The sequence below is a fragment of the Brenneria sp. L4-2C genome (assembly GCF_040240335.1).
GTDB lineage: Bacteria > Pseudomonadota > Gammaproteobacteria > Enterobacterales > Enterobacteriaceae > Brenneria.
Map to the genome: position 1 here is coordinate 76,636 of NZ_JBEIAC010000003.1, position 26,206 is coordinate 102,841.

Genomic DNA, 26,206 nt, shown 5'->3' on the forward strand with positions numbered 1-26,206 from the left:
GCGCTTGAGGATGCCCATGCTCACTGAGGCTGGTAAAAAACCTGATCTACTTTCGTTGATCTTTCGCAGCGATTATCGTTGGCTTACCGACCGGCTCCGCCGTCGTATCGCCTATGGCTGCGAAGCGGAAGACGTCGCCTCAGAGGCGTTTTTAAGGCTGGCTTCGCTGCCCGATCTGGCCAGCGTGCAGGAACCGCGCGCCATGCTGACCACCCTGGCCAAACGCGTGCTGTATGAAAACTGGCGCAAGCGCGATCTGGAAAAAGCCTATTTCGCCGCTCTGGCCAACAAGCCGGAGCTTTACCATCCCTCGCCGGAAGAACAGCAGTTGCTGATGGAAGCGCTGCTCACCATCGATCAGGCGCTGGAAGGCTTATCCATCAAGGCAAGACAGGCCTTTCTCTATAGCCAGTTGGACGGCATGACCTATGCCGACATTGCCGAAAAACTGGGCGTTTCCGTCAGCATGGTCAGGAAATATATCGCTAAAGCGCTAACCAATTGCTATCTGGCGACGCAGGATAGCGGAAATTAACCGATGAGCATCATGGCCAGACAACATATTGATGACCCGGTCGCCCGGCAAGCGATTGAATGGATGGTGCTGTTGCGCTCGGGTGAAGCAACCCGAACCGACTATGACGATTACCAGCGCTGGCGGCGGGAGAATGCGCGGCACGAGCAGGCCTGCCGGCGTATTGAACAGACGTTGGGACAATTCCAGCCGCTGCTTGAGGCGCTTCCCCATGAGCCGATCCGCCAGGCGTTGCTGGCGCCTTCCAGCCGCCGCAAAGCGCTGCAATACGGTCTGGGCATGATTTCCGTCTTCACCCTGAGCAGCCTGTTGCTAAACCGGCACTATCCGCTGTCGCCGCTCTTGTCCGATGCGAAAACCGCCACCGCGCAGCGGAAAGTGCTGCCTTTGAATGACGGCAGCACGCTAACCCTGAACGCCCGCACCGCCGTGGATATCCATGTGCGTCCCGAAGCCGAAGTGCGGCGGATTACGCTGCACAGCGGCGGCATGCTGGCCAATATTGCGCAGGATCCTCAACGTCCGTTTATGATTTCCACCACTATGGGCGACATCGTGGCGTTGCAGGCCAACGTGAATGTGCGTTATGAGGACGGCGGCGTACACGTCGGCGTACTGGATAATATCGCCAAAATCACTAACCGGCTCGGTCAAAGCGTACGGATTAACGCCGGCCACGGCGCCTGGTTTGATCACGCCTCGCTCTATAACATCGCCATTACCCCCGAAGCGGAAACCGCCTGGCTGCAAGGCCGGCTGGAAGTGCGCGATCGTTCGCTGGCTTCCGTCGTCCGTTCGCTACGCGATTACACGCCCGGCATCATCCGTCTGGACCCCGCCGTCGCCGATTTGCGCGTCAGCGGAAACTTCCCGCTGGACGACATCAACTACACGCTGGACGCATTGGCGCAAACCATGCCCATCGCCATCGTACACACCTCGGATTACTGGATACATATTCGCCAGGCCAGTCTCTGACGGAGGGCGGAGAAAAAATTCACGTCCGCCGGTGACGCTTTTTCCGTTTCGCCGCACATAACTGATAGAGGGCATAGCGTTCTCGCTTAATCGATCACCGACAAAGCAGCAACAGCAGGGGTAGTAGGTGCAACAGGCATTATTGAAACAGCGCGTCGGAGCCGCTCACTCCTCATGGCAATACGGCAAGCCCGCGCCACATCACGATATAAACACGCCGCGCCGGGGAGAAGGCAAAAAAGCCGTTATCAGTTTTCTGGCGGTGTTATTGCTGCATACGGCGGCCATCGCGCTGCTTATCACCCGAACAACGGAATATACGCCGCTCAATCTGGTCAATCCCGCGGAAAGCGTCACCATTCAGGCCGCCCTGGTTGAAGAACCGGAGCCGGAACCGGTAGCTGAGGTCACGCCCGAACCGCCGGTGCTGACGTCGGATCAGGGCGAACGCGAGATTGCGCCCGTGGTGGAACAACAGCCGGCACCGCCTGAACCGTTGCCGCCGCCGGTTAAACGCGAAGTAAAAACGCCGCCCAAACCGCAGGTTAAGCCGCGACCGGTACAGCCGAAAACCGTTACGCAACCTCAGCCTGCCGCCCGTACCGAGCGGCCGTCGGCGCCGGCGTCGACCTCACCGACGACCGCCGCAGAGCTGGCGCCCGGCAATAGCAGAGGCAACATGATGGAGAACAACCCGGGGGCGATCCCCAAGAATGTCGCTTCGGTGGGATGTGCCGTGCCGCAGCCGGAATACCCGCGTCGCGCCCGGCGTCTGCAACAGGAAGGAGAAGTGCTGATTCGTCTGGTGATCGGTCCGGAGGGCCGTTTAATCAGGCATGAAATCGCCCGCGGCAGCGGATATGAAGCGCTGGATCAGGCTGCAATGTCCGCGGTGGCGCAGGCGCGTTGCACCCCATACCGCGAAAACGGCCAGGCGATTAGCGTGATGACGCTGCAACCGGTGAATTTCAAGCTATCGCGTTAACAGTCGACAGACAAACGCACGCCGGCGGCAAAACGTTCGCCCTCCGTCCGACGGCGTCTGGATGAAGGTTTATTGATAAGAGGTAACACATGAACACGTTAGATATTTACCATTTTTGGCAACAGGGCGATGCGGTAACCCACTCCGTGGCGATTATCCTGCTGGTGATGTCCCTGCTTTCCTGGACAGTGATGCTGTTGAAGGCGCTGCAATTGCTGGCGCTGAACAAAAGCGTGAATTACAGCCGGCATGCGTTCTGGCAGGCATCGACATTGCAGGAAAGCCTGCAACCGTTCGGCGGCGCCGGCTTTAACCCGTTTCGCGACCTGGTTATCGAGGGACATGCCTTGCTGAAGCACCCGCACAAGTTCTCTTCGACGCTGGGCGGCCACGTCGATCTCAGCGACTGGCTGGTGAGGGGATTAAGCAATACGCTGGATACCAACGCCGGAAAGTTGCAGTCGGGATTGGGTACGCTGGCGTCCATCGGCAGCACGGCGCCGTTTATCGGCCTGCTGGGAACGGTATGGGGCATCTTCCATGCGCTGCAAACCATCAGTTCCATCGGTCAGCCCGACCTGGCGCAGGTGGCGGGTCCGGTGGGCGAAGCGCTGATCATGACCGCCTTCGGCCTGTTTGTCGCCATCCCCGCCGTATTGGGGTTTAACGCCATCAATCGCCGCAACCGCGTGGTGCTGCATGCCATGAATCGGTTCGCCCACGATCTCCACGCCTATTTGCTTACCGGCGCCCGCGTCGACGCGTCGAGCGCCGACGCTACGCCGGACGCTCAGGGCCGCCCTGCCGCCGCGGTTGAACGCTCCGCCTGACGAGGAAAATCGCCATGAGTATGTCATCTCCATTTGAAAATCAGGACGACGCGCTGCTCAACGACATCAATATGACGCCGTTTATCGACGTGATGCTGGTGCTGCTGATTGTGTTTATGATTACCTTGCCGGTGATCAATCACGCGGTAAAAGTGGAATTGCCGCGGGCCAACGTGGAGAAAATCAAGAAGGATCCGCAGGCGGTGGATATCGCGATTACCGCCGACGGGCAGATCAACTGGAATAAGGAAGCCGTGGACGACGCCCAGCTCGCCGAGCGGCTGGACAGCGCCGCCGCGCAGGAAACCCGTCCCAATATCCGGCTGTCCGCCGACCAGGCGGTGGAGTACGGCCGGGTGGCCTACGTGATGACTACCGCCCAGCAGCGCGGCCTGAGCAAAATTGATTTTGTGTTGCAGCCGGTTAAAAATCCCTGAGCTTTCTGACCCCACCCCAACCCTCCCCTTCACAGGGGCTGTCTCTTATACACAAATACGGGAGTGCTGACGGGGTTGGTTGTTACGCGGCGTAAAAAATTATGCAGCGGTGGACTTGGCCGCCGAGTGAGCCGCATGGATGCGGCGAAAGCCAGTGCCGCGTCGGGAACGCGTCACTGGCGGCTCGAATAGCGGTCAAGAACACCGATGGCACCGCGCAGCGGCATAATTTAGCCGCAAGCCCAGGTTCATAGGGGGCTGGCGCTTGAGCCCCCTATGTCGGGCGCGTGCTACGACGTAGCATGGAAATGGCGGCATTGTGGCGCACGAAACTGCCTCTGAGTCCGCATAAAAATGTGACTAAGAGACAGTCACAGGGGAGGGAGTTTAGCTCCTCCCCCATTGGCAAAGAAAATCCCATCCGCGGGTGACACTTTATCCGCCGGATTGCACATACCAGATAGAACCCTATCTTATTCGGATATTGAACGATGTTTTCTCTTCACCCAACGCCCTCGGTTGATGCCCCTCAGACCGAAGCGCTGCAATCAGCGGCCGAACAGATCCTGACGCTGGCCGGCGCCAAAGGCGCGACGCAAACCGCGGTCTACGTCTCCCAGGGCAGCCGCCGCAATATCAAGATCAGAAACGGCGATATCGACACCCTGACGCAAAATCACGGCCGGCACCTGTCGGTTACGGTCTACTTCGGCCTGCGTTCAGGCTCCGTCTCGTCGACCCAGTTCAGTCCGGATGCGCTGCGGGAAGCGGTGGAATCCGCCTGTACGCTGGCAAAATATGGCGATGAAGATCCCTACGGCGGACTGCCGGACCAACACCGGCTGGCGACCGATATCCGCGATCTCGAGCTGTATGACGCCGAGGCGCTGAGCGTCGAACAGGCGCTGGCACTGGCGCGGCGGGCCGAGCAGGCGGCCAATGAAACCGCGCCCGGAGACTGTCACAACGAAAGCGCGGCGATCGCGTCGTATCAGGGGCAGTTTATTCTGGCCAACTCCAGCGGATTCTGCGCGGGTTATCCCTCCTCCAGCCATACCCTGTGGAGTCAGGCGCTGGCGCGCAACGCCGACCAGCGGCAACGGGGCCACTGGAGCCTGACCCGACGCGCTCCCGCTCAGCTGGTTCAGCCGGAAACCATCGGCCGCATCGCCGCCGAGCGGGCGCTGGCGCAGTTGGGGGCGCAAAAACTCGCCACCCGGCGCTGCCCGGTGCTGTTTGAAGCGCCGGCGGCGCACAGTCTGATTCATCATCTGGTTAACGCGCTGAGCGGCGGATCGCTGTACCGCTCCGCCTCCTTTTTGGGGCTGTGCGCCGGGGAAAGCATTATCGCCCCCCATCTGAGCCTGTATGAAGACCCGTTTATTCCCGGCGCGCCGGCCAGCGCCTGTTTCGACGCAGAAGGCGTGGCGGCCTCGGCGCGCCATGTGATTGAGGACGGGGTGGCGCAGGGCTACTTTCTCTCCAGCTATAGCGCGCGTCGGCTGGGGCTGATCACCACCGGCAACGCGGGCGGCGCCTGCAACCTCAGCGTCGCCAGCAGCCTGAGCCGTCCCGACGATACCCTGCCCGTCCTGCTGCGCAACATGCATAACGGGCTGCTGGTCACCACGCTGCTGGGACAGGGCCTGAATCCGATGACCGGCGACTACTCGCAAGGGGTATCCGGCTTCTGGGTGGAAAACGGCGAAATTCAGTACCCGGTGGAGGAGATCACCATCGCCGGCAACCTGAAAACCATGCTGCGGCAGTGCGTCGCGCTGGGCGCCGATGCGCACACCCAGGGCTACCTGACGTGCGGATCGCTGCTGATTGCAGAGATGCAGATCGCCGGCCGGTAACTCCGCCCCTTTACAGCAACAGGATAATCAGAATGGTAACGCACGCTACGGATGCTTCGCTTTCTCCCGCACTGAGCGAGTTTTCACTGGAGACAACCGATCTCAGTCACGCCCTGAGCCATATTATGCAGCGCCGGGTGGACTACGCCGACCTCTATTTCCAGAGCCGCCAGCAGGAGAGCTGGCAATTGGAAAACGGCATTGTCCGTCCGACCGGCTTCAGCCGCGATCGCGGCGTGGGCGTTCGCGCCGTCAGCGGCGAAAAAACCGCCTTCTCCTATAGCAATGACATTTCCGCCGGCGCCTTGTTGCAGGCGGCCGATACGGTCAGGGACATTACCCGTCAGGGGCAACACGCCAGCGTTGCGCTGCCCGCGGCGCTGCCGCACGGCGCCGCGCCGCTTTATCCGGCGGACAATCCACTGACCTCCCTCACCGAGCAGCACAAGCACCAGTTGCTGACCTCCATCGATCGTCAGGCCAGAGCCCGCGATCCGCGCGTGACGCAGGTCTCCGCGTATCTTAACGCCGCGCATGAAACCGTGATTATCGCCCGCCACGACGGCAAACTGGCCGCCGATGCGCGTCCGCTGGTCAATCTATTTATCAGCGTGGTGGTGGAACAGCAGGGCCGTAGAGAAACCGGCTCCAGCGGCGGGGGCCGACGCCTCGACTACCGTTTCTTCGACGATGAAAGCGTGGCGCAGTGGGTACGCCAGGCCGTCGATCAGGCGCTGAATAATCTGGACGCCGCTCCCGCCCCCGCGGGAACCTACAGCGTGGTGCTGGGGGCAGGCTCTCCCGGCATCCTGCTGCATGAAGCCATCGGCCACGGACTGGAAGGAGATTTCAACCGTAAAGGCAGCTCGGCATTTTCCAACCTGCTGGGAGAACGCGTTGCGGCCAAAGGCATTACCGTGGTGGATGACGGTACGCTGGCCTCGCGCCGCGGTTCGCTCCATGTGGATGACGAAGGCACCCCCACCCAGACCACCACGCTGATTGAAGACGGTCTGCTGCGCGGCTACTTGCAGGACAGCCTGAATGCCCGGCTGATGAACGCCGCGCTGACGGGCAACGCCCGCCGGGCCTCCTACGCCTCGCTGCCGCTGCCGCGCATGACCAACACCTATATGCTGGCGGGACAATATCCCGCCGACGAGATTATCGCCTCGGTAAAAAACGGGCTGTATGCCGCCGGCTTTGGCGGCGGACAGGTCGATATCAGCAGCGGTAAGTATGTGTTTGCAACCACCGAAGCCTATCTGATTGAAAATGGGAAAATTACCCGCCCGGTGAAGGGGGCGACGCTGATCGGCCACGGGCCGGAGGCGCTGCTGCACGTGTCGATGGTCGGCAATAATCTGGCGTTGGATGACGGCAATATCACCTGTAGCAAGGAAGGCCAGACTCTGCCGGTCAGCGTCGGTCAACCCACGTTGCGCATCGACAACATGACGGTGGGCGGCTCGCAATAATGCCCATGCTGCGTCAGCGATTTTAGCCCCTTTTCTGTATGGAGATACCATGTCCGACGTCATTATCACCACCAGCGACGCATCGCTGGATACCTTGCTCAATAATAGCGACACGCCGATATTGCTCGATCTGTGGGCGCCCTGGTGCCAGCCCTGCAAAACGCTGGCGCCGCTGCTGGAGACGCTGGCCGAAAACGCCGCCCAGAAGCTGACCGTGGCGAAACTGGATGTCGAACAATACCCGGCGGTGATGCGGCGCTTTGGCGTACGCAGCATTCCCACCCTACTGCTGTTCCGCAACGGAGAAGAAATCTCGCGGCAAATCGGCATGAAAACGCTGGCTCAGCTACGGGGATGGCTGGCGTCACACCAGATCGCCCTGGAGCAGCATGCCCCGCCGACCGCCAATGCCCCCCTGCGCTGGGGAGCATTCTACGGCGACCCGTCGCTGCACGAATTCCTGTTTCAGCGCCTGCGGCGGCATGCCGCGGACGGTCGCATCGAAAAGGCGTTCTCTCCCTACTGGCTGGATGATAAAGGCACAACCTCGGCGGCGCTGGCGCACAGCGCGCAGATTGAAGTCTTCGAACGGGTTACCGGCCTGCCCGCCGCCATCGCCTGCCTGCTGGAGAATTTACCCGCCGCCACGCCGGCGCAGGTGGATGCGCTGGCGAACGCCCTGCTTCCCGGCAAGGATGTCGGGGACGTGCCGTTACGTTGGCTGCACATGTGGCTGGGCGACAGCTTTTATCCGTGGGCGGCGTGGCTGGCACAACCGGCGCTGGATGATCTGCGCCGTCAATGGCTGGCGTACGTCGGCAGGCATCTTGCCGGCACGCCGGTGGCGGAAACCGACTGGGCGGCGCTGCATCAACAGGCGACGGCATTGCTGCAAAACGCCGACGACGATCAGGAGTTGGAAAAATATATCGCCGCCCTGCTCGCCCTGCTTTCTCCGCCGCCGGATGCCGCCGACGCGCAAAGCTGGCGCGCCATTAGCATACAGCTCGGTTTTGCGCTGGCGCAGCTGGCGCAAATTCAGGCGGGCTGGAGCCATGAGGAGCGGGCTACCCCCGCGCGACGTCTTGCATGGTTCAAAGCGCAGGAAGCGGCCGCTGAAGGAAACCAACTGACGGATAAGCAAATCGTCGAATTACGCGCCCGCTGGCTGGAGGAAAATTCGCCATTCGCCGCCAAAGAAGCGGCGTTCTATCGCCACTACTCGTCACATCTGGCAACGCTCATAGCGCCGCTGGAGGAACAATGGTGGTCGCTGCTCCATAACGCGCCGCGCTTTCGCCCCCCGCTGGAGTGAATCACGCCGATGCATCCCCCGCCGTGGGGAATGTAACGTCATCGTCCGCCTGCGCCCAATTTCGCCAATGCAGGCTGGCGAGCGGATCCTGGTCATGCAATGCCGCCGCCGTCTCCTCGCGCCAGCGTTGCAATAGCGCCTTTTTCCCCGCCAGACCGAGGATTTTCGCCGCCGATGCCGGATCGGTCGCTTGTTCCACCAGCAAACGCAATGCCGGCAATGCCAGGGAGGAACGGGAAACCAGCCGGGACAGCGCGGCGAAACTCGCCTCCATCGGCCGGTGAGCGAATGCAAATCCCGCCAGCGCACGCCAGTCTTCCTGTTCCAGCTCGTTATCGTCGTTCAACGCTACAGGCAAGGCCAGCGGAATAAGACGACGCAGCCAGAACCAATCCCGCGCCAGTTGCCGGGTCGCCTGCTCGACCAGTGAATAACCTTCGGCACTCAGGGGCAATAACGCCATCGCGCTGTAACAGCCGCTGCTGGCCTCAAGATGGCTGCCGATCCGCGCCAGTTGAAAACCGCATGAACGCCAGAAGGCCCACAGATCCGGCTGGTAGCCGAAACTGACCGACAGGTAATCCAACCCCTGGGATTGCGCCGCGCGTCGTTGATAGTCGACCAACGTCTGACCGAGGCCTCGTCGTCGCCAGGCGGCAGCGACGGCGATACGGCTGACGCGGCGCGAACGCAGCGTCGGCGCGTTCCATTGCCCGCCGTGCGCGGCCAGCGATTGCGCTACCAGATTGCCGCGCGGACGGCGGCGTCCGGCCCAGACCTGATGCGCCAGTTCACGGGATAAGCCCCCTTCATCCACCATCCACAGCACGCCGCACGGCTCATCGGAAATATTGGCGCTGTAAATATGCATGCCGGGCGCATCCAGCAAGCGACGTAAATCAAGGGGCGAGGTACGGTAGTGCGCGCTGCATAACAACGCATAGCATTGCTGTAAACGCTGCGGCCGCCGCAACCAGTCGGCGGCGCTTTCTTCACGCGGCTCGGGGGCGGCGCCTGTGGGCGCCGGCTGGCCCTCGTTCGCTATCAGGCCGGGTTCCGCAAACAGCAGCGCATTATCCAGCACGCGCTCCAGCGGATCGTCGTCGGCCCAGCGTAGCGGCTCACTGAGGGTAAAAACCCGGCATTGCGGCAGCGAGGCGCAAAACTTGAGCAGGAAACCGCGTCCGGTGCCTTCATATCCCTGTACGGTGGTGGTCATCAAAATACGCGGAAAATAGGGCAGCAGCGCCGTCAGCACCGAAGAAGGGATCGCCGCCGCTTCATCGATCAATAACCAGTCAACCGCGGGGCGCGGATTGAGTCGGCAATGTTCCAGCAACGCATCGGGCGCCCAGAAGCGGGTATCGTCGCGGGCATGCCGTTGCAGTACGTCCGAAGCTGCGCGGGACGGCGCGGCAGCCCAGCAGGTTCCCGCGCAGTCTCGGGTCAACATGCCGGCCAGCGCCGACTTGCCCCGGCCGCGCGGCGCAATAACCACATAAACGCCCGGCGATGCCGCGCCGAGCTGCTGTAAGAGATGCCGTTGCCGAACCGTCGGCTCGCCGTCGGCGGGCTGCCGCTCAGGCCGCGAACGCAGCGGGCTGATTGCCGGCGTCTCGCTCTGACGCCAGACGACGACTTCATCATCCGCCAGCAAATGCCGCTGAAGATGGCGGACAAAATGAGGCGTGGGGATCGGCTGGGGCCGTTCACTCCAACGCAGGCTGTCCTCATCCGGCCGATTCGCCCACGATTGCCATTCAGGCGCCAGCAGGATCAGCCAGCTTCCGGCGCGCAGCGTGCCAGCCAGCATCGCCCAGGCTTCCACGTCCAGCCCCTGGCGGGCATCATATATCGCATGAGTGAACTCCCGCCCGAGCAAGGTTCGCACCTTAGCGGCGGCTAACGACGTCACGCCTGACGGCGCTTGCGAACCGATCCACAGCCAATCGCCGTCCAGTTGACGGCGCAGCCTCAACGCCTGAATTTCACACCAGTCGGGTTCCCCGCTCAGCACCATCAGACGCCGTACGCGGCTGCGCCGCTGTCGGCGCTGGCTGTTGACGAAATCGGAGAAGAGGTCGCTCATGGCAAAGACAATCAGGTTTTGCCGATCAGTAAAGAGAGGATACCCGCGGCAATCAACGGCCCGACAGGCACGCCGCGGAATAACGCCACGCCCAGAACCGTACCGACCAGCAGCCCGGCGACCACCGAAGGCTGGTTGCTCATCAGGGAAACGCCTCGCCCCCCCAGCCAGGACACCAGTACGCCAATGGCAATCGCCAGCAGCGATTTCCAACTCAGAAAAGAGTTAATGACGTCCGAGGCGGTAATTTTCCCGCTGGCAATCGGCGTCATCACGCCAATGGTGAGAATGACAACCCCAATCGTCAGACCGTATTTTTCTACCCATGGGAAGTAGTTATTCAGCGGAGTAATGCGCACCGCCAATAAAATCAGAATAGCCAGCGTAACGGTCATGTTGTGACTGATAATTCCCAGCCCGGCCAGAACCAGCAGAATCAACAGCGTTGGATCAAAATAGGCCATGAAAAATCCTTGCCCACATAACAGAAAAGAAAATGATGAATGAGCGGCTTGCGCCAAGGCGGGCAATAATAGCACTAATCAATAGTCGGCGCAGGATGAAAGGCTAAGAGCACAGTATGGTTGTCGGACCGGCCCTGCATCCGACAACCCGCAACGTAAACGATTGCGTCGTTAGTCTAATTTAATGCCAAGACGGTTTGCGACTTCCTCGTATGCTTCGATCAGGCCGCCGAGGCTTTGACGGAAGCGGTCTTTGTCCATTTTATTCAGCGTGGCTTTATCCCACAGACGGCTGCCGTCCGGCGAGAACTCATCGCCCAGCACCACTTCGCCCTTAAACAAGCCGAACTCCAGTTTGAAATCCACCAGGATCAGACCGGCATCATCAAACAGCTTGCTCAGCACCTCATTCGCCTTGTAGCTGAGTTCCTTCATGCGCGCGAGATTCTTTTCGTTCACCCAGCCAAAGGTTTTGCAATAAGACTCGTTGACCATCGGATCGTGCAGGGCGTCATTTTTCAGGAACAGATCAAACAGCGGAGGATTGAGAACGATCCCTTCCTCTACGCCCAGACGTTTTACCAATGAGCCGGCGGCTCGGTTACGGATCACGCATTCTACCGGCACCATGTCCAGTTTTTTCACCAGCACTTCGTTATCGGAAAGCAGGCTCACCATTTGGGTCGGGATCCCGGCTTCTTCCAGTTTGCTCATGATGAAATGGTTGAATTTGTTATTCACCATTCCCTTACGATCAAACTGTTCGATGCGCGCACCGTCCCCCGCTGACGTATCATTACGAAACTCCAGCACCAGCAGGTCAGGATCTTCGGTGGTATAGACGGTTTTCGCCTTCCCACGATACAACTCAGCTAGCTTTTGCATCTTTATTACTCCACACATGAGGGCCAACCGCACACGGCCCGAGAATTTAACGCCCATCCCCTGCTTGCCTGACGTTGCCGCATTATCAACAGCGCTCGCTCGACCGAATCGTTTGCCTGAGTTAAACGCTTCGGCATGCGCTCGCGTCGCCTTGCTGCAACCCCGGTCATTTTGGGTATCGATTGTTTAATATTGTTGAATGAAGAAGGGTCGGATAATCCGACCCTCGCAAGTTACCTAGTTGAATGCCGCCTGGAATACCGCCACCAGCGCGTCGTTTTGCGACTGACTCAGCGTATGTCCTTTGGCGTCGATAAATTGCAGACTGCTGCGGTTATCAAGATCGCCGACCTGCAATTTATACTTACCGTTGGGCAATTCAGGATCTTTGGTGCCTAACGTTTCCCACGCGCCGCTGCCCGGCGCCTTGTAGGTCACGGAAACGGAACCCTGAGGACGGCTGCGATCGTCAATCTGCATACCGATTTTGCTTAATGCGGCCGGCAAGCGATCCCATACCAGAATATAAGGTCCGCGCACCACCAACAGCGGCAGGCCGGTATCGTCCGCCCCGCTCTGTACATCCAGCGAGCCGCTGGTGCGATGCGCCAGCGCGTTTTCACGTTCGGTCGCCTGACTGTCCAATGACTCGGTAATCGTATTCAGCATCAACCCGGTATAGCGTTGAACCTGAGCAGGCTCGGTAATCGGCGTGTTCTGCTGCTCCAACGCCAGCAGGGTAACCACGACCAGCGTCTGATAACCCTGCTGCTGCACGGCTATCTGGTAACGTCCCCGATATTGGAGATCCTCATCCTGACGCGCCCAGGTGATCCAGTCCGTCGTCAGCGTTTGGTTGGCATCCTGACGGTTGGCGATAACGAAATTATTATCTTGCAACGCGCGAACCACCTGCGACCAAAGCTGGCTGTTTTGTGTGCTGCTTTCCAGGAACAGCGTTGCCGTGTTGCCTGAAATCTGGGTGCGAGAACCATTCAACAAAGCCAATGGCTGCAACGGAGGACGAATATCCAGCGCTTTGCCGACAGCGCCATTCAACGTCACCGGCGGTACATCATAGTCTCCGTTTTGCAGCGGTAAAATCATACCGGACGGCGTGTTCAACGCTTTTTGCGTGGGCGTCTGCAAATAAGATTCATCGCCACTCACCTGACGCTTATAGCGCTGATCGCTGGAACATGCAGCCAACAACATCACTAACGAGATGCCGACTACTTTTGCCACCATCGACTTTTGTAATGAACCAGTCATTAAATCTCCCTAACGGTTACAGCAAACCAGCTTGCTTCAATGCGCGCGCCAGCACCGTCTGACCGGACTCGGTCAACGGCGTCATGGGCAGGCGAAGCGTATCGGTCGCCACAAGTCCCAATTCCTTACAGGCCCACTTCACCGGAATAGGATTGGGTTCAACAAATAATTTCTGATGCAACGGCATCAGGCGCTGATTTAAACGGCGCGCTTCAACAAAATTGCCTTGCGCCGCCAGCTTGCAAAGCTCAGCCATTTCACGCGCGGCAACGTTCGCCGTCACGGAAATCACCCCTTTACCGCCGAGCTGCATAAAGTCCAATCCGATATCGTCATTGCCGCTCAGCAGGATGAAGTCTTCACTCACCAGCTCTTGGATCTGACTTACCCGGCTTAAGTTCCCCGTCGCCTCTTTAATCGCGACAATATTTTTAATTTCGGCCAACCGCGCCACGGTTTCCGGCAGCAGATCGCAACCGGTGCGCGAAGGTACGTTATAGAGGATTTGCGGCAGATCGGTATGCTCGGCAATCGCTTTGAAGTGTTGATACAACCCTTCCTGGGTGGGTCTGTTGTAGTACGGCGTTACCGACAGGCAACCGACGACCCCGGTATCGTGGAACCGTTTGGTCAGTGAAATACCCTCAGCCGTGGCATTGGCGCCGGTTCCGGCAATCACCGGGATGCGACCGTCGCTCAGTTCCAGCGTCGTCATGACCACATTGCCATGCTCTTCATGGCTCAGCGTGGCGGATTCGCCCGTCGTTCCGACGGAGACAATCGCCGATGTACCGCTAGCAACATGATAATCAATAAGTTTTTTTAGGCTCGCCCGGTCGACGGCGCCTTTGGCGTCCATCGGCGTAACCAGCGCAACAATACTTCCCGTAAACATTGGCCATTCCCTCCACAAACAAGTTCTTCATGGTACTTTTGACCTCTATGCAAAAGCAAGCGCGCAACGGCATTGTAGGTCTCTGGCTCAGGTTTTTTTATGATGCCGCCGGCAGCATTAACAATGCTTCTGAGTTTTTTATCCAGCGGCGTTAAAAATTGCTCCCGGCTTTTTACGGCGGGCTATCCCTGCCCGCCGCCCTGCGGGCCGCCGCAAGCGGCGTTAAAAATTGCTCCCGACTTTTTACGGCGGGCTATCCCTGCCCGCCGCCCTGCGGGCCGCCGCAAGCGGCGTTAAAAATTGCTCCCGGCAATTTTTTATGGTTACCATGTGATTATCTGGAAAAAGCACAGGAAGCATCATTTTGCCGAGGCCACAAGAACACTATCTGGTTATCACCGCCGTGGGGGCCGACCGCCCCGGCATTGTTAACGCGATTACCCGCCACGTCAGCAGTTGCGGCTGTAATATCGAAGATAGCCGTCTTGCCATGCTGGGCGAAGAGTTTACGTTCATCATGCTGCTTTCCGGCAGTTGGAACGCGATTACGCAGATTGAATCCACTCTGCCGCTGAAGGGGGCTGAGATGGATTTATTGATCGTCATGAAACGCACGGAATCGCAGGCGCGGCCGCCGATGCCGTCCACGGTTTGGGTTAAAGTGGATGTGGCGGACTCCCCGCACATCATCGAGCGTTTTACCGATCTGCTTGATTCACATCAGATGAATATCGCCGAACTGGTGTCCAAAACTCAACCCGCCGAGGGGAATCAGCCGCCACGGTTATATATTCAAATCACCGCGCACAGTCCTGCCGCGTTGGATGGTTCAATTATTGAGCCAGCCTTTTATCAGCTATGTACAGAACTGCACGCACAAGGCAGTATTAGCGTCGTAAACTATCCACAGCATGAAGAAAAAGACGGAGAGTAGTGATGAATACACTGAAAGCCGGTGATATCGCACCGAAATTTAGCTTGCCCGACCAGGACGGCGAGCAAATAAATTTAACCGACTTCCAGGGACAGAAGGTGTTGGTCTATTTCTACCCCAAAGCCATGACGCCGGGATGTACCGTCCAGGCCTGCGGTCTGCGCGACAACATGGACGAACTCAAAAAATATGGCGTTGAAGTTCTGGGGATCAGCACCGACAAACCAGAGAAACTGTCTCGCTTCGTCGAAAAAGAGTTATTGAATTTCACCCTGCTGTCCGACGAAGATCATCAGGTTTCACAAGCCTTCGGCGTCTGGGGCGAAAAGACGTTTATGGGGAAAACCTATGACGGCATCCATCGCATCAGCTTCCTGATTGATGAAACGGGCAAAGTCATCAAGGTGTTTGATGATTTTAAAACCAGCAATCACCACGACATCGTATTGGACTACCTGAAAACGGCCTGAGCCGCAGGTCGCCAGCCGCAGCGCCGGCAACTTTATCCAGGTTGCCGGTTTACGCTGTCTTGCCGTCTGCGCGCCCGGCCGATGATATTCCCGTTCCACCCCACGATTTTCCCGTACAAATATTTCTTTGTGCGCCCGCGCTGGCTAAGATGGTTAGCAGAATCCTTCACGTACAGATGTTGATAAGGTTATCTTCCGTTATGTCTAGCCGGTTAAGAAAAATGGTCATAGCCATCCTGTCGGGGGCGATACTGAGCGGCAATATGCTTCCTGCGCAGGCTGAGGTACAGGATCGATTGCCTGAGATCGGCACCACGGCCGGCGGCACGCTTAGCATCAATCAGGAACTGGCGATGGGCGATTTTTATGTCCGCCAATTACGCGCCGGCGCCCCGCTGATTAACGATCCGCTGTTATCCAACTACATTAACCAATTAGGCAATCGTCTGGTCAAACAGGCCGATTCGGTACGTACACCCTTTCACTTTTTCCTGATCCGCAACGACGAGATCAACGCCTTTGCCTTTTTTGGCGGCAACGTCGTTCTGCACTCGGCGCTGTTTCGCTATGCGGACAGCGAAAGCGAACTGGCGTCGGTATTGGCGCATGAAATTTCGCACGTTACCCAGCGCCATCTGGCGCGCACCATGGAGTCGCAACAACGCAGCGCGCCGCTGACCTGGGTCGGCGCGTTAGGCTCCATTCTGCTGGCGATGGCTAACCCCCAGTTGGGGATGGCGGCGCTGAGCGGGACGATTGCCGGCAGTCAGCAGGGATTGATTACCTTTACGCAGGCTAACGAACAGGAAGCGGATCGCATCGGCATCCAGGTGTTGCAACGCGCCGGCTTTGATCCGCAAGCCATGCCGAATTTTTTGCAAAAACTGGCCGACCAGTCGCGATATTCATCAAAACCGCCGGAAATTTTACTGACTCACCCCCTGCCCGAAAGCCGTCTGTCCGATGCGCGCAACCGCGCCAATCAGATGCGTTCCACGCCGGTGCAATCCTCTCAGGATTTCCTGCTCGCCAAAGTGCGGACTTTCGGCATGTATGGTTCAGCGCAATATCCGCTGAGCGACGATTTATTGAATGCCTGGGCGAAAGGAAACGTCCGCGAACAGCTGGCGGCCAAATACGGCGAGGCCATCCGTTTTTATCAGGCAAAAAAATACGATGACGCTCGCCGCGTCTTACAACCTTTGCTGAGCAACGCGCCGAATAATCCGTGGTTCCTGGATTTAATGACCGATATCGACTTGGGGCAAAATCGCGCGCCGCAGGCTATCGCCCGGCTGGAAAAGGCATCGGGCGTACAAAGCAATCCGGTGCTCCAGCTTAATCTGGCGAATGCCTACGTTGAAGGGAAACAGCCTGCCGCCGCGAGTAAAATTCTCTATCGCTACACCTACGCCCACGCCGACGATCCCAACGGCTGGGATTTGCTGGCGCAGGCCGCCGCCGCGCAAGGCGTGCGCGCGGAGGAATTATCCGCCAGGGCGGAAAGTCTGGCGCTGGCCGGTCAGCTCGACCAGTCGATCCGTTTATTGAGCAACGCCAGCTCGCTGGTGAAACTCGGCAGTCTGGAACAGGCTCGCTACGACGCCCGTATCGATCAGCTGCGCCAGCTTCAACAACGTTTTCGTCAGTACCAGAAGTCCTGATGAATATAAGGAAAGCAACGCATGACCCACGCTGTGACGATTTACCATAACCCACGCTGTTCCAAAAGCCGGGAAACGCTGACGCTGCTGCAACAGCACGGCGTCGTTCCCCAGGTGGTGCTGTATCTGGAAACGCCGCCCGATGCCGCGACCCTGACGCGTCTGATTCATCAGCTCGGTCTGGCCGGCGCGCGCGATCTGATGCGCCGTAAAGAAGAAATCTACCGTCAGCTCAACCTTGCCGACGAGAGTCTGAGCGAAGAGCAACTGATTCAGGCGATGATCGAACATCCAAAACTGATCGAGCGCCCCATTGTGGTGGCCGGTACGCAGGCGCGCATCGGTCGTCCGCCGGAACAGGTGCTGGAAATTCTGTAAAAGGCGAAGATCCTCGAACTAAAGCCCGAGGATCTCTTTGACAAAGGGAATGGTCAGTTTGCGCTGGGCGGTGATGGAGGCATGATCGAGCTGATCCAGCGTCATGAACAACGTGCGCATTTCCCGATCGAGCCGCTTAAGCAGAAAACGGCTGACATCCTCCGGCAGTTCAAAACCGCGCAGTTTCGCCCGCAGTTGCAATGCTTCCCCTTTCTCTTCATCCGATAACGGCTGAAGTTTATAGATTTGTCCCCAATCCAGACGGGAGGAAAGATCCGGCAAACGCAGATTAAGCTGGCGAGGAGGACGATCGCCGGTGATCAACAAGCGGGTGCGGCCGGTTTCCTGAATACGGTTATAGAGGTTAAACACCGCCATTTCCCAGGCTTCATCGCCGGCGATCGATTCAATATTGTCGATGCACACCAGCGCCAACTGCTCCATGCCGTCCAGCACTTCAGGCACGAAATAGGCGCGTTTATCCAACGGCACATAGCCGACCGCCTGATCGCGATGGGATAAATCAGCACACGCCGCGTGCAGCAGGTGACTGCGTCCGCCGCCTTCCCGCGACCAGAAATAAATATAGCTTCCGTGTTCCTGATGCAAAGCGGCGGTAATCGCGGCAAGAAGAGACGCGTTTTCTCCCGGATAGAAACTGGAGAAGGTTTCGTCATCAGGTAAATAAAGTGGCAATGAAAGCTGTGCCGGCGTGTTCAGAATCACCTCAAGCAAGACAGGCAGGAAAACGATTTGAGTCTATCACAGAAAGCGGGCTCTGTTGAGCCCGTTGCCGATACCCGGCCTCAACGTGAAGCCGATTCCTCTGTTTCCTGCGCATCAAGGATCGTTTCTTCGCTACGGAACAGGCTAATCAGTTTAAACAGCAGGCTCATGCCAATCCCCACGACCGTCGCCAGCGCCATCCCTTTCAGTTCGGCCGCGCCCATATGCACCTTCGCGCCGCTAACGCCGATAATCAGAATAACGGAGGTCAAAATCAGGTTTTGCGCCTTGTTGTAATCCACTTTGGATTCAATCAGGACACGGATACCCGACGCGCCAATCACCCCGTACAGCAACAGCGATACGCCGCCCATCACCGGAACCGGCACCGCCTGAATCGCCGCCGCCAGTTTGCCGACGCAGGACAACAGAATCGCCAGGATCGCCGCGCCGCCAATCACCCAGGTGCTATATACCTTGGTCAGGGCCAGCACGCCGATATTTTCACCGTAGGTGGTGTTCGGCGTAGAGCCAAAGAAACCTGACAACACGGTAGAAATGCCGTTGGCAAACAGGGAACGATGCAGACCCGGTTCACGCATCAAATCCTTTTTCACGATATTGGCGGTGACGACCAGATGCCCGACGTGTTCGGCGATCACCACCAGCGCGGCCGGCAGGATGGTCAGAATGGCGAACCATTCAAAACGCGGAGTGTAAAACGTCGGTAATGCGAACCAATTCGCCTGCGCGATAGGCGTCAAATCCACGATCCCCATGGCGAATGACAGCGCGTAACCGGCCAGCACGCCGATCAGAATCGGGATAATCGCCAGAAAACCACGGAATAGCACCGAACCCAGAATCGTTACCGCCAGCGTCGTCAGAGAAACGGTCACCGCCGTGGTATCGACAGAGGCGCCGTCGGCAGGCAGCAAGCCGGCCATTCCGGCGGCCACGCCGGCCAGCTCCAGACCGATAACGGCCACGATCGCCCCCATCGCCGCCGGCGGAAACAGCACATCCAACCATCCCGTTCCCGCTTTTTTGACGATCAGCGCCACCAGACAGAACAGTAAGCCGCAGACAATAAAGCCCCCCAGCGCCACTTCATAGCCCAGAGGCAACAGCAACAGCACCGGCGAGATAAAGGCAAAGCTGGATCCCAGGTAGGCCGGGATCTTGCCTTTACAGACGAATAAATAGATCAGGGTGCCGATACCGTTGAACAACAATACGGTAGCCGGATTAATCTTGAACAGAATAGGCACGAGTACGGTGGCGCCGAACATCGCAAACAGATGTTGGAAACTCAGCGGTATGGTTTGCAACAAGGGCGGACGTTCACTTACCCCGATGGCGCGACGTGTCATCTTTGTATCCTCTGTAAAGTGGCTATTTATCGTGCTCGGCATGGCGTCCGCACGTGTTATTACTGCCGCACCCACCCCGCCCAAAGCTCATATTCAGGTAGAAAGATGCTGTTATGATTGCGGGGCGGCGGACACGAATAGTCCGCCATAAAAAATCGCCCGGAGCGATTTTCAACGTCACGAAGTGACGGCCCGTAAGGGTGGCGGGCAGGGACAGCCCGCCATAAAAAATCGCCCGGAGCGATTTTCAACGTCGCTTGCGACGGCCCGCAAGGGTGGCGGGCAGGGACAGCCCGCAAGGGTGGCGGGCAGGGACAGCCCGCCATAAAAAATCGCCCGGAGCGATTTTCAACGTCTCTTGCGACGGCCCGCAAGGGTGGCGGGCAGGGACAGCCCGCCATAAAAAAGCCGACTGATTAAGCCGGCCTGACGGTTATTTGGTGCCGAATATCTTATCGCCCGCGTCGCCCAGACCCGGCATGATATAACCTTGTGCATTCAGGCCCTTATCAATCGCCGCGGTGTAAAGTTCGATATCCGGGTGCGCTTTTTCCAGCGCGGCGATACCTTCCGGCGCGGCGACCAGCACCAGTACCTTGATGCTCTGGCAGCCGGCCTTTTTCAGCAGATCGACAGTGGCGATCATTGAGCCGCCGGTCGCCAGCATCGGGTCCACCACCAGCGCCATACGTTCATCGATATTGGAAACCAGCTTCTGGAAATAGGGTACCGGCTCCAGCGTCTCTTCATTACGGTAAACGCCCACCACGCTGATACGGGCGCTGGGAACGTTTTCCAGCACCCCTTCCATCATCCCTAAACCGGCACGCAGAATAGGCACAACGGTAATTTTCTTGCCCTTGATTTGATCGATTTCAACCGGGCCGCACCAACCTTCGATGGTCACTTTCTCAGTTTCTAAACCGGCCGTTGCTTCATAGGTCAATAAACTCCCCACTTCGGAAGCCAGCTCGCGAAAACGTTTGGTGCTAATATCGTTCTCACGCATCAGGCCAAGTTTATGTTTGACGAGCGGGTGTTTCACCTCAACGATCTTCATCATTATTCTCCCTAGACAGTGGACGGTAAAAAAACGCCCGGAGCGTTTTTTAAACGCCGTTTGCGGCGGCCCGCAGGGTGGCGGGCAGAACAGCCCGCTATCAAAAAAATCGCCGGATTATACCGCTTTTTTACGCAAGCGACATACGATTAAGCGTGATCCAGATCAACCGGTAAAGGAAATTGCCGGCGATGAGGAAAAATGAAACCCCGGCGACTCATCGCTCGCAAACGTTTGCTCGCGCTGTTAGAATTAGCGCGCTCCATTTTTACCGACAAGTGTTTTTGACCACAAATTGTAACCTCCGTGGGGACTCCGTAGTGACCGACAAAACCTCTCTCAGCTATAAAGACGCAGGCGTGGATATTGATGCGGGTAATGCATTGGTAGACCGTATCAAGGGTGTAGTGAAACAGACCCGCCGCCCGGAAGTTATGGGTGGCCTGGGGGGTTTCGGCGCCCTGTGCGCCTTACCGCAAAAATACCGCGAACCCATTCTGGTTTCCGGCACTGACGGGGTCGGCACCAAGCTGCGTCTGGCGATGGATCTCAAACGCCATGACACTATCGGTATCGATCTGGTCGCCATGTGCGTTAACGATTTAGTCGTGCAAGGGGCTGAACCTTTATTCTTTCTGGATTACTACGCCACCGGCAAACTGGATGTCGATACGGCGGCCAGCGTGATTACGGGCATCGCGGAAGGCTGTAAACAATCAGGCTGCGCGCTGGTGGGCGGCGAAACGGCGGAAATGCCGGGCATGTATCACGGCGAAGATTATGACGTCGCCGGCTTCTGCGTCGGCGTGGTGGAAAAATCCGCAATCATCGACGGCAGTAAAGTACAGTCGGGCGATACGCTGATCGCCCTAGCCTCCAGCGGCCCGCACTCGAACGGCTACTCGCTGGTGCGCAAGATCCTGGAAGTCAGTAAAGCCGACCCGGCCACGGTTGATCTGGCTGGCAAGCCGCTGGCCGACCACCTGCTGGCGCCGACGAAAATCTACGTTAAGTCGATCCTGGCGCTGATCGAAAAAATCGACGTCCACGCCATTTGCCACCTGACGGGCGGCGGCTTCTGGGAAAACATTCCGCGCGTATTGCCGGAAGGCATGCAGGCCGTCATCGATGAATCAAGCTGGCAGTGGCCGGCGGTATTCAACTGGCTGCAACAGGCGGGCAACGTCAGCCGCCACGAAATGTATCGCACATTCAACTGTGGTGTTGGTATGATCATTGCACTGCCGACCGAACTGGCAGACGAGGCCATTGCCTTATTAAACGGCAGTGGCGAAACAGCATGGAAAATCGGCGTGATTAATCAGACTGACGCCGAAGAGGCAGTGGTCATTAACTGATGAAGAACTTTGTTATCCTGATATCGGGTCAAGGAAGCAACTTGCAGGCGTTGATCGACGCCTGCAAGCGTCATCGTATCAATGGAAAGATAGCCGCCGTATTCAGCAATAATCCTGAAGCCTACGGCTTGCAGGTCGCGCAAGAAGCGGAAATACCGGCGCATGTCATCAATCCGGCGGATTTTGCCGATCGCGCCGCTTATGATGCGGCAATGGCGCAGGAAATCGCCCAGTATGATCCGGCGCTGATTGTACTGGCCGGCTATATGCGGATCCTCAGCCCGGCGTTCGTCGCGCAGTTCAGCGGCAAAATGCTGAATATCCACCCGTCCCTGCTGCCGAAATACCCTGGGCTGCACACCCACCGCCAAGCCTTGCAAAACGGCGACGCCGTCCATGGTGCATCGGTGCATTTCGTGACGGACGAACTGGATGGCGGCCCGCTGATCCTACAGGCCAGAGTGCCGGTATTTTCGGATGATGACGAAGAAAGTCTGAAGCAACGCGTTCATGTACAGGAACACACCATTTATCCCCTGGTGGTCAACTGGTTCCTGTCGGGCCGTTTACGTATGCAGGAAAATGAAGCCTGGCTGGATGGCGTGCGCGTGCCTCCCCAGGGCTATGCCGCCGAATAGCCTTCACCTGGACTCACAATACCGCTCCTGGATGGCGACGATATCATCCAGGATATCCAGAAAAGCGCCGACCACGTCGGGATCGAAATGGGCGCCCGCTTCCGACTTGATGTAATCAATCGCCTGTTCCCGCGGCCAGGCCGGTTTATACGGCCGCACGGAAAGCAACGCATCAAACACGTCCGCCACCGCGACAATTCGTCCCGACAGCGGAATATCTTCGCCCGACAAGCCGCGCGGATAACCACTGCCGTCCCATTTTTCATGATGGGTCAACGCGATTTCCCGCGACATCGCCATCAGCATGGAGTCATCGCCAGCCAGTAATTCGGCGCCGATAACCGTATGCTGACGCATAATTTCCCATTCATCCGCATCAAGTTTGCCCGGCTTGAGCAGAATAGCGTCCGGAATACCGATTTTCCCGACATCATGCATCGGGCTGGCATGCAGGATAAGTTCGACATCATCGTCCGGCCACTCCATGCGGCGCGCCAGCAGCGCAGAAGTCTGGCTCATGCGCGTAATATGCAGACCGGTTTCGCTGTCGCGATATTCCGCCGCCCGAGCCAGCCGGCGCACAACCTGCAAACGCGTATCAAGCAATTCCCTGGTGCGCAGGCGAACCATCTTTTCCAGCACGTCTTTCTGTTCATACATCAGCCGATGCGCCAGGTGGGCATCCAACAGGTTGCGCACCCGCATCAGCAGTTCGGTGCGATCGAAAGGTTTACTGACATAGTCCCGCGCCCCGATGCTCAGCGCTTTCAATAATCGGTCACGACCCTGGTCAGCAGTCAGCACCATGACCGGCGGCAACAGCGGATCGTTCAACGCCTTCAGCTGCTGCATAATCTGATAACCGTCCAAATACGGCATATTGATGTCCAGCAGGATCAGATCGGGCCGGGATTCCAGATAAGTACGGATCACCAGGCGCGGATCCTGAATGCTGACCAGGTGGCAATACCCCGCGCTGACCAACAGTTTGGCCAATACTTTGAGGTTCGCCGCTTCATCATCGACGATGAGGATGCGGGCATCATCATGCTTGTTCATCATGGTGTGAATTCCCTTTGTCATGGTACAAATAAGCATCAATGCTGGCCAGGAACCGGCCGATATCCAGCGGCTTGGTCAGGTAGTCGGAAAAACCCGCCGCCATGCCCCGTTCAATATCGCGCGGCATCACGTTGGCCGATACGGCAATCACCGGAACCTGCCGCAGCCGGATATGGGATTTGAGTACCTTGAGCACTTCGTAACCATCCATGCCGGGAAGATTGATATCCAGCAGAATTAAATCAGGCTGGTGAGCGGCGGCGAATTCGATCCCCAGTTCGGGCGTATGCATCGTTATCAACGAGAGGTGGCGCAATTTATCCAGAATTTGCGCCACCAGCTTGAGATTAACCGGATTATCATCGATATACAGGATGTAATGCCGACGGCGATCGTCGGTGAGCGGCATCACGCGGGGAACTCTCTCCCTCACGGCTTGCTCCTGCGGCGTCAGATCGGTCAGCGGCAATTCCACCCAGAAGCGGCTCCCTTTGCCGGGTTCGCTTTCCACGCCGATTCTGCCGCCCATGGCTTCGGTCAGTTTACGGGTAATCACCAGGCCGATACCGGTTCCCTCAATCTGGCTGTTTTCCGCCTCAAGCCGGTTAAAGGATTGAAATAATTCCCTCAGGCGCTCGCCGGCGATGCCGTTGCCCGTATCAACGACGGCCATACGCAGCCATGTCGCGCGCCTTTCCAGTTCGATACGCACTTCACCGCCGGGGCGATTATATTTGATGGCGTTGGACAGTAAATTCAGCAGCACCTGTTTCAGGCGGATCCGATCGGCGCTCACCGCCAGCGCAGCGGGTACGTCCAGATTCAGGGATATTTGCCTGTCGGCGGCCAGGGGCTGGAGTAGTTGCCGACAATCCCGCAGTAGCTCAGATAGCGCCACCGCTTCAATTGACAGCGTCACCGCGCCGGATTCAATTTTGGCGAGATCCAGCACTTCATTGATCAAACCAAGCAGATGCCGACCGGCTTTGAGAATTTCTCTGACATTGTCTAATTGATCGTCGCTCAATTGCTCGTCGAATTCCATAATCTGGGAGAAGCCCAGGATGGCATTCATCGGCGTGCGCAATTCATGGCTCATGCTGGAAAGAAATTCGGATTTAGCCTGGTTGGCGCGTTCCGCTTCCATCTTGGCGAGCTTCAGCGCCTGCTCGCCCTCTTTTTGCCGGGTGATATCAAGCACGGTCGTCAGGCGCAAACCCTGGCCGCCAAAAAGCTGATCCCGGCCGCGCACAATGGCGGGAAACGTCGTTCCGTCTTTCCTCAGCATTTCGGATTCATAGGACTCAGACCATTTTTCGCCGATCAACTGTATCGCCATGGGAACAGCCGTCTGGCTGGTAAAATCAAGCACCGGCAGACCGACCGCGTCCTCGCGCCGGCAGCGGAACAGTTCAAGCCAGCGCGAACTGACATCGACGATGATGCCTTGCCGATCGAACACCACCACGCCTTCATCGACATTGTCCAGAAAGAAACGGAAACGCGCTTCGCTTTCGATCAACGCCCGCTCGGCTTCCTTAAAACGGGTAATATCGAGATACAGGCCCAATAAGCCGATTTGTTCGCCGCGCGCGTCACGCAAAGGAACCTTATTCACGCTTAGCCAGCGTTTTTCGCCCGTCTCCGGCTCAACGCAGGTCAGAATATTCATTTTGGGCCGACCGCTGTTCAGTACCGCCAGATCGTCTTCGCGATATGCCGCGGCCCTTGCGCCGTCAAACAGTTCAAAATCATCGCGCCCGATGATTTCAGCGGGATCGCGCCGCCCGGCATCATGCGTAAAATAACGGTTGGCGCCGAGATAGCGCGAGTCATAGTCCTTCCAGAATACGCCGGCGGGAAGATGATCGAGTATGGATTGCAACAGATTGCCCGGCACGCAGTTAGCGGGATCGTCGTGCCGGTCGGGCCGAGGACTGACCGCATCCAGCACCAGCGCCAGATCGGACGTTTCCCGTATGGCGGGAAAAAAATAATCTACCCCTTGTTTTTGCCAATCGAGTTGTTCGTGGATGCGGGTCGCGCCATCGGTAAACGCCACCCAGGCGTCGACGTTGCGTCCATAGCGCGCCAGTTCGACGCCCTGCGCGGGCGAAAGCGACCTCATCCAGTCCAATGAGGTAAATAATATCTCAATATCGCTGTTGCCCGGTTCCGGCAATTGTTCCAGCGCCGCGCCGCGTACCAGCGTGAGAGAAGACCGATGACATGCCGATAACGTTATCCCGCTGCAAACCGGGCCAAGCATAATCAACCGGCCGGATTTATTGTCATGCTGAAACTGCTCCCCTATCCCGCTCGACTCCCCCATTCACTTTCTCCTTGCATGGCGATCCTGCCCCGCAATGGTAGCGCATCGCCATCCAATCTTCATTAACAATAGGAATGCTCTTATATTAGACTAACGATTAACGTACTTTCCTATCGCCCCCGCCGGACGCCTTTCGCTTTAATTACTTATTTAATCGGCAATAACACCAAGATCTATAACGCTATCTGC

General features: G+C 57.8%; 24 protein-coding genes. 14 read left to right on the forward strand and 10 right to left on the reverse strand.

All coding sequences use genetic code 11. The features are described from left to right. Nucleotides 1-16 precede the first annotated feature (16 nt). The 8 genes from ABRZ26_RS06535 (at nucleotide 17) to trxA (ending at nucleotide 8,417) form a co-directional block, all read left to right on the forward strand. Nucleotides 17-535 (forward strand): sigma-70 family RNA polymerase sigma factor, encoded by a 519-nt coding sequence (locus ABRZ26_RS06535; protein WP_319603451.1) that lies wholly within the window; start codon nucleotides 17-19, stop codon nucleotides 533-535. 12 nt (nucleotides 536-547) lie between these two features. Beyond that, entirely contained in the window at nucleotides 548-1,513 is a 966-nt protein-coding gene (locus tag ABRZ26_RS06540) for a FecR family protein (RefSeq protein WP_319603452.1), read from the forward strand. Between the two features lie 127 nt (nucleotides 1,514-1,640). Further along, the gene (locus tag ABRZ26_RS06545) at nucleotides 1,641-2,498 is read left to right on the forward strand and encodes an energy transducer TonB (protein ID WP_319603453.1); all 858 of its coding nucleotides are present in this window, start codon (nucleotides 1,641-1,643) and stop codon (nucleotides 2,496-2,498) included. 89 nt (nucleotides 2,499-2,587) lie between these two features. Further along, nucleotides 2,588-3,328 carry a MotA/TolQ/ExbB proton channel family protein gene (locus tag ABRZ26_RS06550; RefSeq protein ID WP_319603454.1) on the forward strand — a complete coding sequence of 247 codons (741 nt, stop codon included), beginning with the start codon at nucleotides 2,588-2,590 and terminating at the stop codon, nucleotides 3,326-3,328. A gap of 14 nt (nucleotides 3,329-3,342) precedes the next feature. Next, nucleotides 3,343-3,765, forward strand: coding sequence for an ExbD/TolR family protein (locus ABRZ26_RS06555; RefSeq protein ID WP_319603455.1), 423 nt, complete (start codon nucleotides 3,343-3,345; stop codon nucleotides 3,763-3,765). A gap of 491 nt (nucleotides 3,766-4,256) precedes the next feature. After that, nucleotides 4,257-5,624 (forward strand): TldD/PmbA family protein, encoded by a 1,368-nt coding sequence (locus ABRZ26_RS06560; protein WP_319603456.1) that lies wholly within the window; start codon nucleotides 4,257-4,259, stop codon nucleotides 5,622-5,624. A 32-nt stretch (nucleotides 5,625-5,656) separates the two neighbouring features. Next, nucleotides 5,657-7,102 carry a metalloprotease TldD gene (tldD, locus tag ABRZ26_RS06565; RefSeq protein ID WP_319603457.1) on the forward strand — a complete coding sequence of 482 codons (1,446 nt, stop codon included), beginning with the start codon at nucleotides 5,657-5,659 and terminating at the stop codon, nucleotides 7,100-7,102. Nucleotides 7,103-7,151: 49 nt separating this feature from the next. Further along, nucleotides 7,152-8,417 carry a thioredoxin gene (gene trxA, locus ABRZ26_RS06570; protein ID WP_319603458.1) on the forward strand — a complete coding sequence of 422 codons (1,266 nt, stop codon included), beginning with the start codon at nucleotides 7,152-7,154 and terminating at the stop codon, nucleotides 8,415-8,417. Between the two features lies 1 nt (nucleotide 8,418). Here the strand turns inward: trxA and ABRZ26_RS06575 are convergent, their stop codons facing one another. From ABRZ26_RS06575 to dapA, 5 genes are all read right to left on the reverse strand, one after another. Beyond that, entirely contained in the window at nucleotides 8,419-10,506 is a 2,088-nt protein-coding gene (locus tag ABRZ26_RS06575; protein ID WP_319603459.1) for a tRNA(Met) cytidine acetyltransferase TmcA, read from the reverse strand. Nucleotides 10,507-10,517: 11 nt separating this feature from the next. Next, nucleotides 10,518-10,970: a DUF441 domain-containing protein gene (locus ABRZ26_RS06580; protein ID WP_319603460.1), complete on the reverse strand. Its 453-nt coding sequence runs from the start codon at nucleotides 10,968-10,970 to the stop codon at nucleotides 10,518-10,520. Nucleotides 10,971-11,141: 171 nt separating this feature from the next. Continuing rightward, nucleotides 11,142-11,855 carry a phosphoribosylaminoimidazolesuccinocarboxamide synthase gene (gene purC / locus ABRZ26_RS06585; protein WP_319603461.1) on the reverse strand — a complete coding sequence of 238 codons (714 nt, stop codon included), beginning with the start codon at nucleotides 11,853-11,855 and terminating at the stop codon, nucleotides 11,142-11,144. Between the two features lie 237 nt (nucleotides 11,856-12,092). Further along, nucleotides 12,093-13,127, reverse strand: a complete 1,035-nt coding sequence (gene bamC, locus ABRZ26_RS06590; RefSeq protein WP_319603462.1) for an outer membrane protein assembly factor BamC — start codon at nucleotides 13,125-13,127, stop codon at nucleotides 12,093-12,095. A 16-nt stretch (nucleotides 13,128-13,143) separates the two neighbouring features. Further along, nucleotides 13,144-14,022 carry a 4-hydroxy-tetrahydrodipicolinate synthase gene (gene dapA / locus ABRZ26_RS06595; protein ID WP_319603463.1) on the reverse strand — a complete coding sequence of 293 codons (879 nt, stop codon included), beginning with the start codon at nucleotides 14,020-14,022 and terminating at the stop codon, nucleotides 13,144-13,146. Nucleotides 14,023-14,386: 364 nt separating this feature from the next. Here dapA and ABRZ26_RS06600 point away from each other — a divergent pair, with 364 nt between their 5' ends. From ABRZ26_RS06600 to arsC, 4 genes are all read left to right on the forward strand, one after another. After that, nucleotides 14,387-14,956, forward strand: a complete 570-nt coding sequence (locus ABRZ26_RS06600; protein WP_319603464.1) for a glycine cleavage system transcriptional repressor — start codon at nucleotides 14,387-14,389, stop codon at nucleotides 14,954-14,956. Between the two features lie 2 nt (nucleotides 14,957-14,958). After that, the gene (bcp, locus tag ABRZ26_RS06605; protein ID WP_319603465.1) at nucleotides 14,959-15,426 is read left to right on the forward strand and encodes a thioredoxin-dependent thiol peroxidase; all 468 of its coding nucleotides are present in this window, start codon (nucleotides 14,959-14,961) and stop codon (nucleotides 15,424-15,426) included. 200 nt (nucleotides 15,427-15,626) lie between these two features. Then, nucleotides 15,627-17,090, forward strand: a complete 1,464-nt coding sequence (gene bepA / locus ABRZ26_RS06610; RefSeq protein WP_319603466.1) for a beta-barrel assembly-enhancing protease — start codon at nucleotides 15,627-15,629, stop codon at nucleotides 17,088-17,090. Between the two features lie 21 nt (nucleotides 17,091-17,111). Continuing rightward, the gene (gene arsC / locus ABRZ26_RS06615) at nucleotides 17,112-17,468 is read left to right on the forward strand and encodes an arsenate reductase (glutaredoxin) (protein WP_319603467.1); all 357 of its coding nucleotides are present in this window, start codon (nucleotides 17,112-17,114) and stop codon (nucleotides 17,466-17,468) included. Between the two features lie 18 nt (nucleotides 17,469-17,486). Here the strand turns inward: arsC and hda are convergent, their stop codons facing one another. From hda to upp, 3 genes are all read right to left on the reverse strand, one after another. Then, nucleotides 17,487-18,194 (reverse strand): DnaA inactivator Hda, encoded by a 708-nt coding sequence (gene hda, locus ABRZ26_RS06620; protein ID WP_319603691.1) that lies wholly within the window; start codon nucleotides 18,192-18,194, stop codon nucleotides 17,487-17,489. An 80-nt stretch (nucleotides 18,195-18,274) separates the two neighbouring features. After that, entirely contained in the window at nucleotides 18,275-19,567 is a 1,293-nt protein-coding gene (gene uraA, locus ABRZ26_RS06625; RefSeq protein ID WP_319603468.1) for a uracil permease, read from the reverse strand. Nucleotides 19,568-20,000: 433 nt separating this feature from the next. Further along, nucleotides 20,001-20,627 carry a uracil phosphoribosyltransferase gene (gene upp, locus ABRZ26_RS06630; protein WP_319603692.1) on the reverse strand — a complete coding sequence of 209 codons (627 nt, stop codon included), beginning with the start codon at nucleotides 20,625-20,627 and terminating at the stop codon, nucleotides 20,001-20,003. 320 nt (nucleotides 20,628-20,947) lie between these two features. Between upp and purM the strand changes: the two genes are divergently transcribed. Together purM and purN are read left to right on the forward strand one after the other, a co-directional pair. Continuing rightward, entirely contained in the window at nucleotides 20,948-21,985 is a 1,038-nt protein-coding gene (purM, locus tag ABRZ26_RS06635) for a phosphoribosylformylglycinamidine cyclo-ligase (RefSeq protein WP_319603469.1), read from the forward strand. Then, the gene (gene purN, locus ABRZ26_RS06640; protein ID WP_319603470.1) at nucleotides 21,985-22,623 is read left to right on the forward strand and encodes a phosphoribosylglycinamide formyltransferase; all 639 of its coding nucleotides are present in this window, start codon (nucleotides 21,985-21,987) and stop codon (nucleotides 22,621-22,623) included. The genes purM and purN overlap by 1 nt, the downstream gene beginning before the upstream one ends. Before the next feature lie 3 nt (nucleotides 22,624-22,626). Here the strand turns inward: purN and ABRZ26_RS06645 are convergent, their stop codons facing one another. Together ABRZ26_RS06645 and ABRZ26_RS06650 are read right to left on the reverse strand one after the other, a co-directional pair. Next, nucleotides 22,627-23,685: an HD domain-containing phosphohydrolase gene (locus ABRZ26_RS06645; protein WP_319603471.1), complete on the reverse strand. Its 1,059-nt coding sequence runs from the start codon at nucleotides 23,683-23,685 to the stop codon at nucleotides 22,627-22,629. Next, the gene (locus ABRZ26_RS06650) at nucleotides 23,669-26,017 is read right to left on the reverse strand and encodes a PAS domain-containing hybrid sensor histidine kinase/response regulator (protein WP_319603472.1); all 2,349 of its coding nucleotides are present in this window, start codon (nucleotides 26,015-26,017) and stop codon (nucleotides 23,669-23,671) included. Before ABRZ26_RS06650 ends, ABRZ26_RS06645 begins: the two co-directional genes overlap by 17 nt. Between the last annotated feature and the right edge of the window lie 189 nt (nucleotides 26,018-26,206).

What these genes read in the sequence shown, in the direction of transcription:
- ABRZ26_RS06535 (WP_319603451.1), top strand. Translation starts at nt 17, where the DNA reads ATGCTCACTGAGGCTGGTAAAAAACCTGATCTACTTTCGTTGATCTTT.
- ABRZ26_RS06540 (WP_319603452.1), top strand. Translation starts at nt 548, where the DNA reads ATGGCCAGACAACATATTGATGACCCGGTCGCCCGGCAAGCGATTGAA.
- ABRZ26_RS06550 (WP_319603454.1), top strand. Translation starts at nt 2,588, where the DNA reads ATGAACACGTTAGATATTTACCATTTTTGGCAACAGGGCGATGCGGTA.
- ABRZ26_RS06555 (WP_319603455.1), top strand. Translation starts at nt 3,343, where the DNA reads ATGAGTATGTCATCTCCATTTGAAAATCAGGACGACGCGCTGCTCAAC.
- ABRZ26_RS06560 (WP_319603456.1), top strand. Translation starts at nt 4,257, where the DNA reads ATGTTTTCTCTTCACCCAACGCCCTCGGTTGATGCCCCTCAGACCGAA.
- tldD (WP_319603457.1), top strand. Translation starts at nt 5,657, where the DNA reads ATGGTAACGCACGCTACGGATGCTTCGCTTTCTCCCGCACTGAGCGAG.
- trxA (WP_319603458.1), top strand. Translation starts at nt 7,152, where the DNA reads ATGTCCGACGTCATTATCACCACCAGCGACGCATCGCTGGATACCTTG.
- ABRZ26_RS06575 (WP_319603459.1), bottom strand. Translation starts at nt 10,506, where the DNA reads ATGAGCGACCTCTTCTCCGATTTCGTCAACAGCCAGCGCCGACAGCGG.
- ABRZ26_RS06580 (WP_319603460.1), bottom strand. Translation starts at nt 10,970, where the DNA reads ATGGCCTATTTTGATCCAACGCTGTTGATTCTGCTGGTTCTGGCCGGG.
- purC (WP_319603461.1), bottom strand. Translation starts at nt 11,855, where the DNA reads ATGCAAAAGCTAGCTGAGTTGTATCGTGGGAAGGCGAAAACCGTCTAT.
- bamC (WP_319603462.1), bottom strand. Translation starts at nt 13,127, where the DNA reads ATGACTGGTTCATTACAAAAGTCGATGGTGGCAAAAGTAGTCGGCATC.
- dapA (WP_319603463.1), bottom strand. Translation starts at nt 14,022, where the DNA reads ATGTTTACGGGAAGTATTGTTGCGCTGGTTACGCCGATGGACGCCAAA.
- bcp (WP_319603465.1), top strand. Translation starts at nt 14,959, where the DNA reads ATGAATACACTGAAAGCCGGTGATATCGCACCGAAATTTAGCTTGCCC.
- bepA (WP_319603466.1), top strand. Translation starts at nt 15,627, where the DNA reads ATGTCTAGCCGGTTAAGAAAAATGGTCATAGCCATCCTGTCGGGGGCG.
- arsC (WP_319603467.1), top strand. Translation starts at nt 17,112, where the DNA reads ATGACCCACGCTGTGACGATTTACCATAACCCACGCTGTTCCAAAAGC.
- uraA (WP_319603468.1), bottom strand. Translation starts at nt 19,567, where the DNA reads ATGACACGTCGCGCCATCGGGGTAAGTGAACGTCCGCCCTTGTTGCAA.
- upp (WP_319603692.1), bottom strand. Translation starts at nt 20,627, where the DNA reads ATGAAGATCGTTGAGGTGAAACACCCGCTCGTCAAACATAAACTTGGC.
- purN (WP_319603470.1), top strand. Translation starts at nt 21,985, where the DNA reads ATGAAGAACTTTGTTATCCTGATATCGGGTCAAGGAAGCAACTTGCAG.
- ABRZ26_RS06645 (WP_319603471.1), bottom strand. Translation starts at nt 23,685, where the DNA reads ATGATGAACAAGCATGATGATGCCCGCATCCTCATCGTCGATGATGAA.
- ABRZ26_RS06650 (WP_319603472.1), bottom strand. Translation starts at nt 26,017, where the DNA reads ATGGGGGAGTCGAGCGGGATAGGGGAGCAGTTTCAGCATGACAATAAA.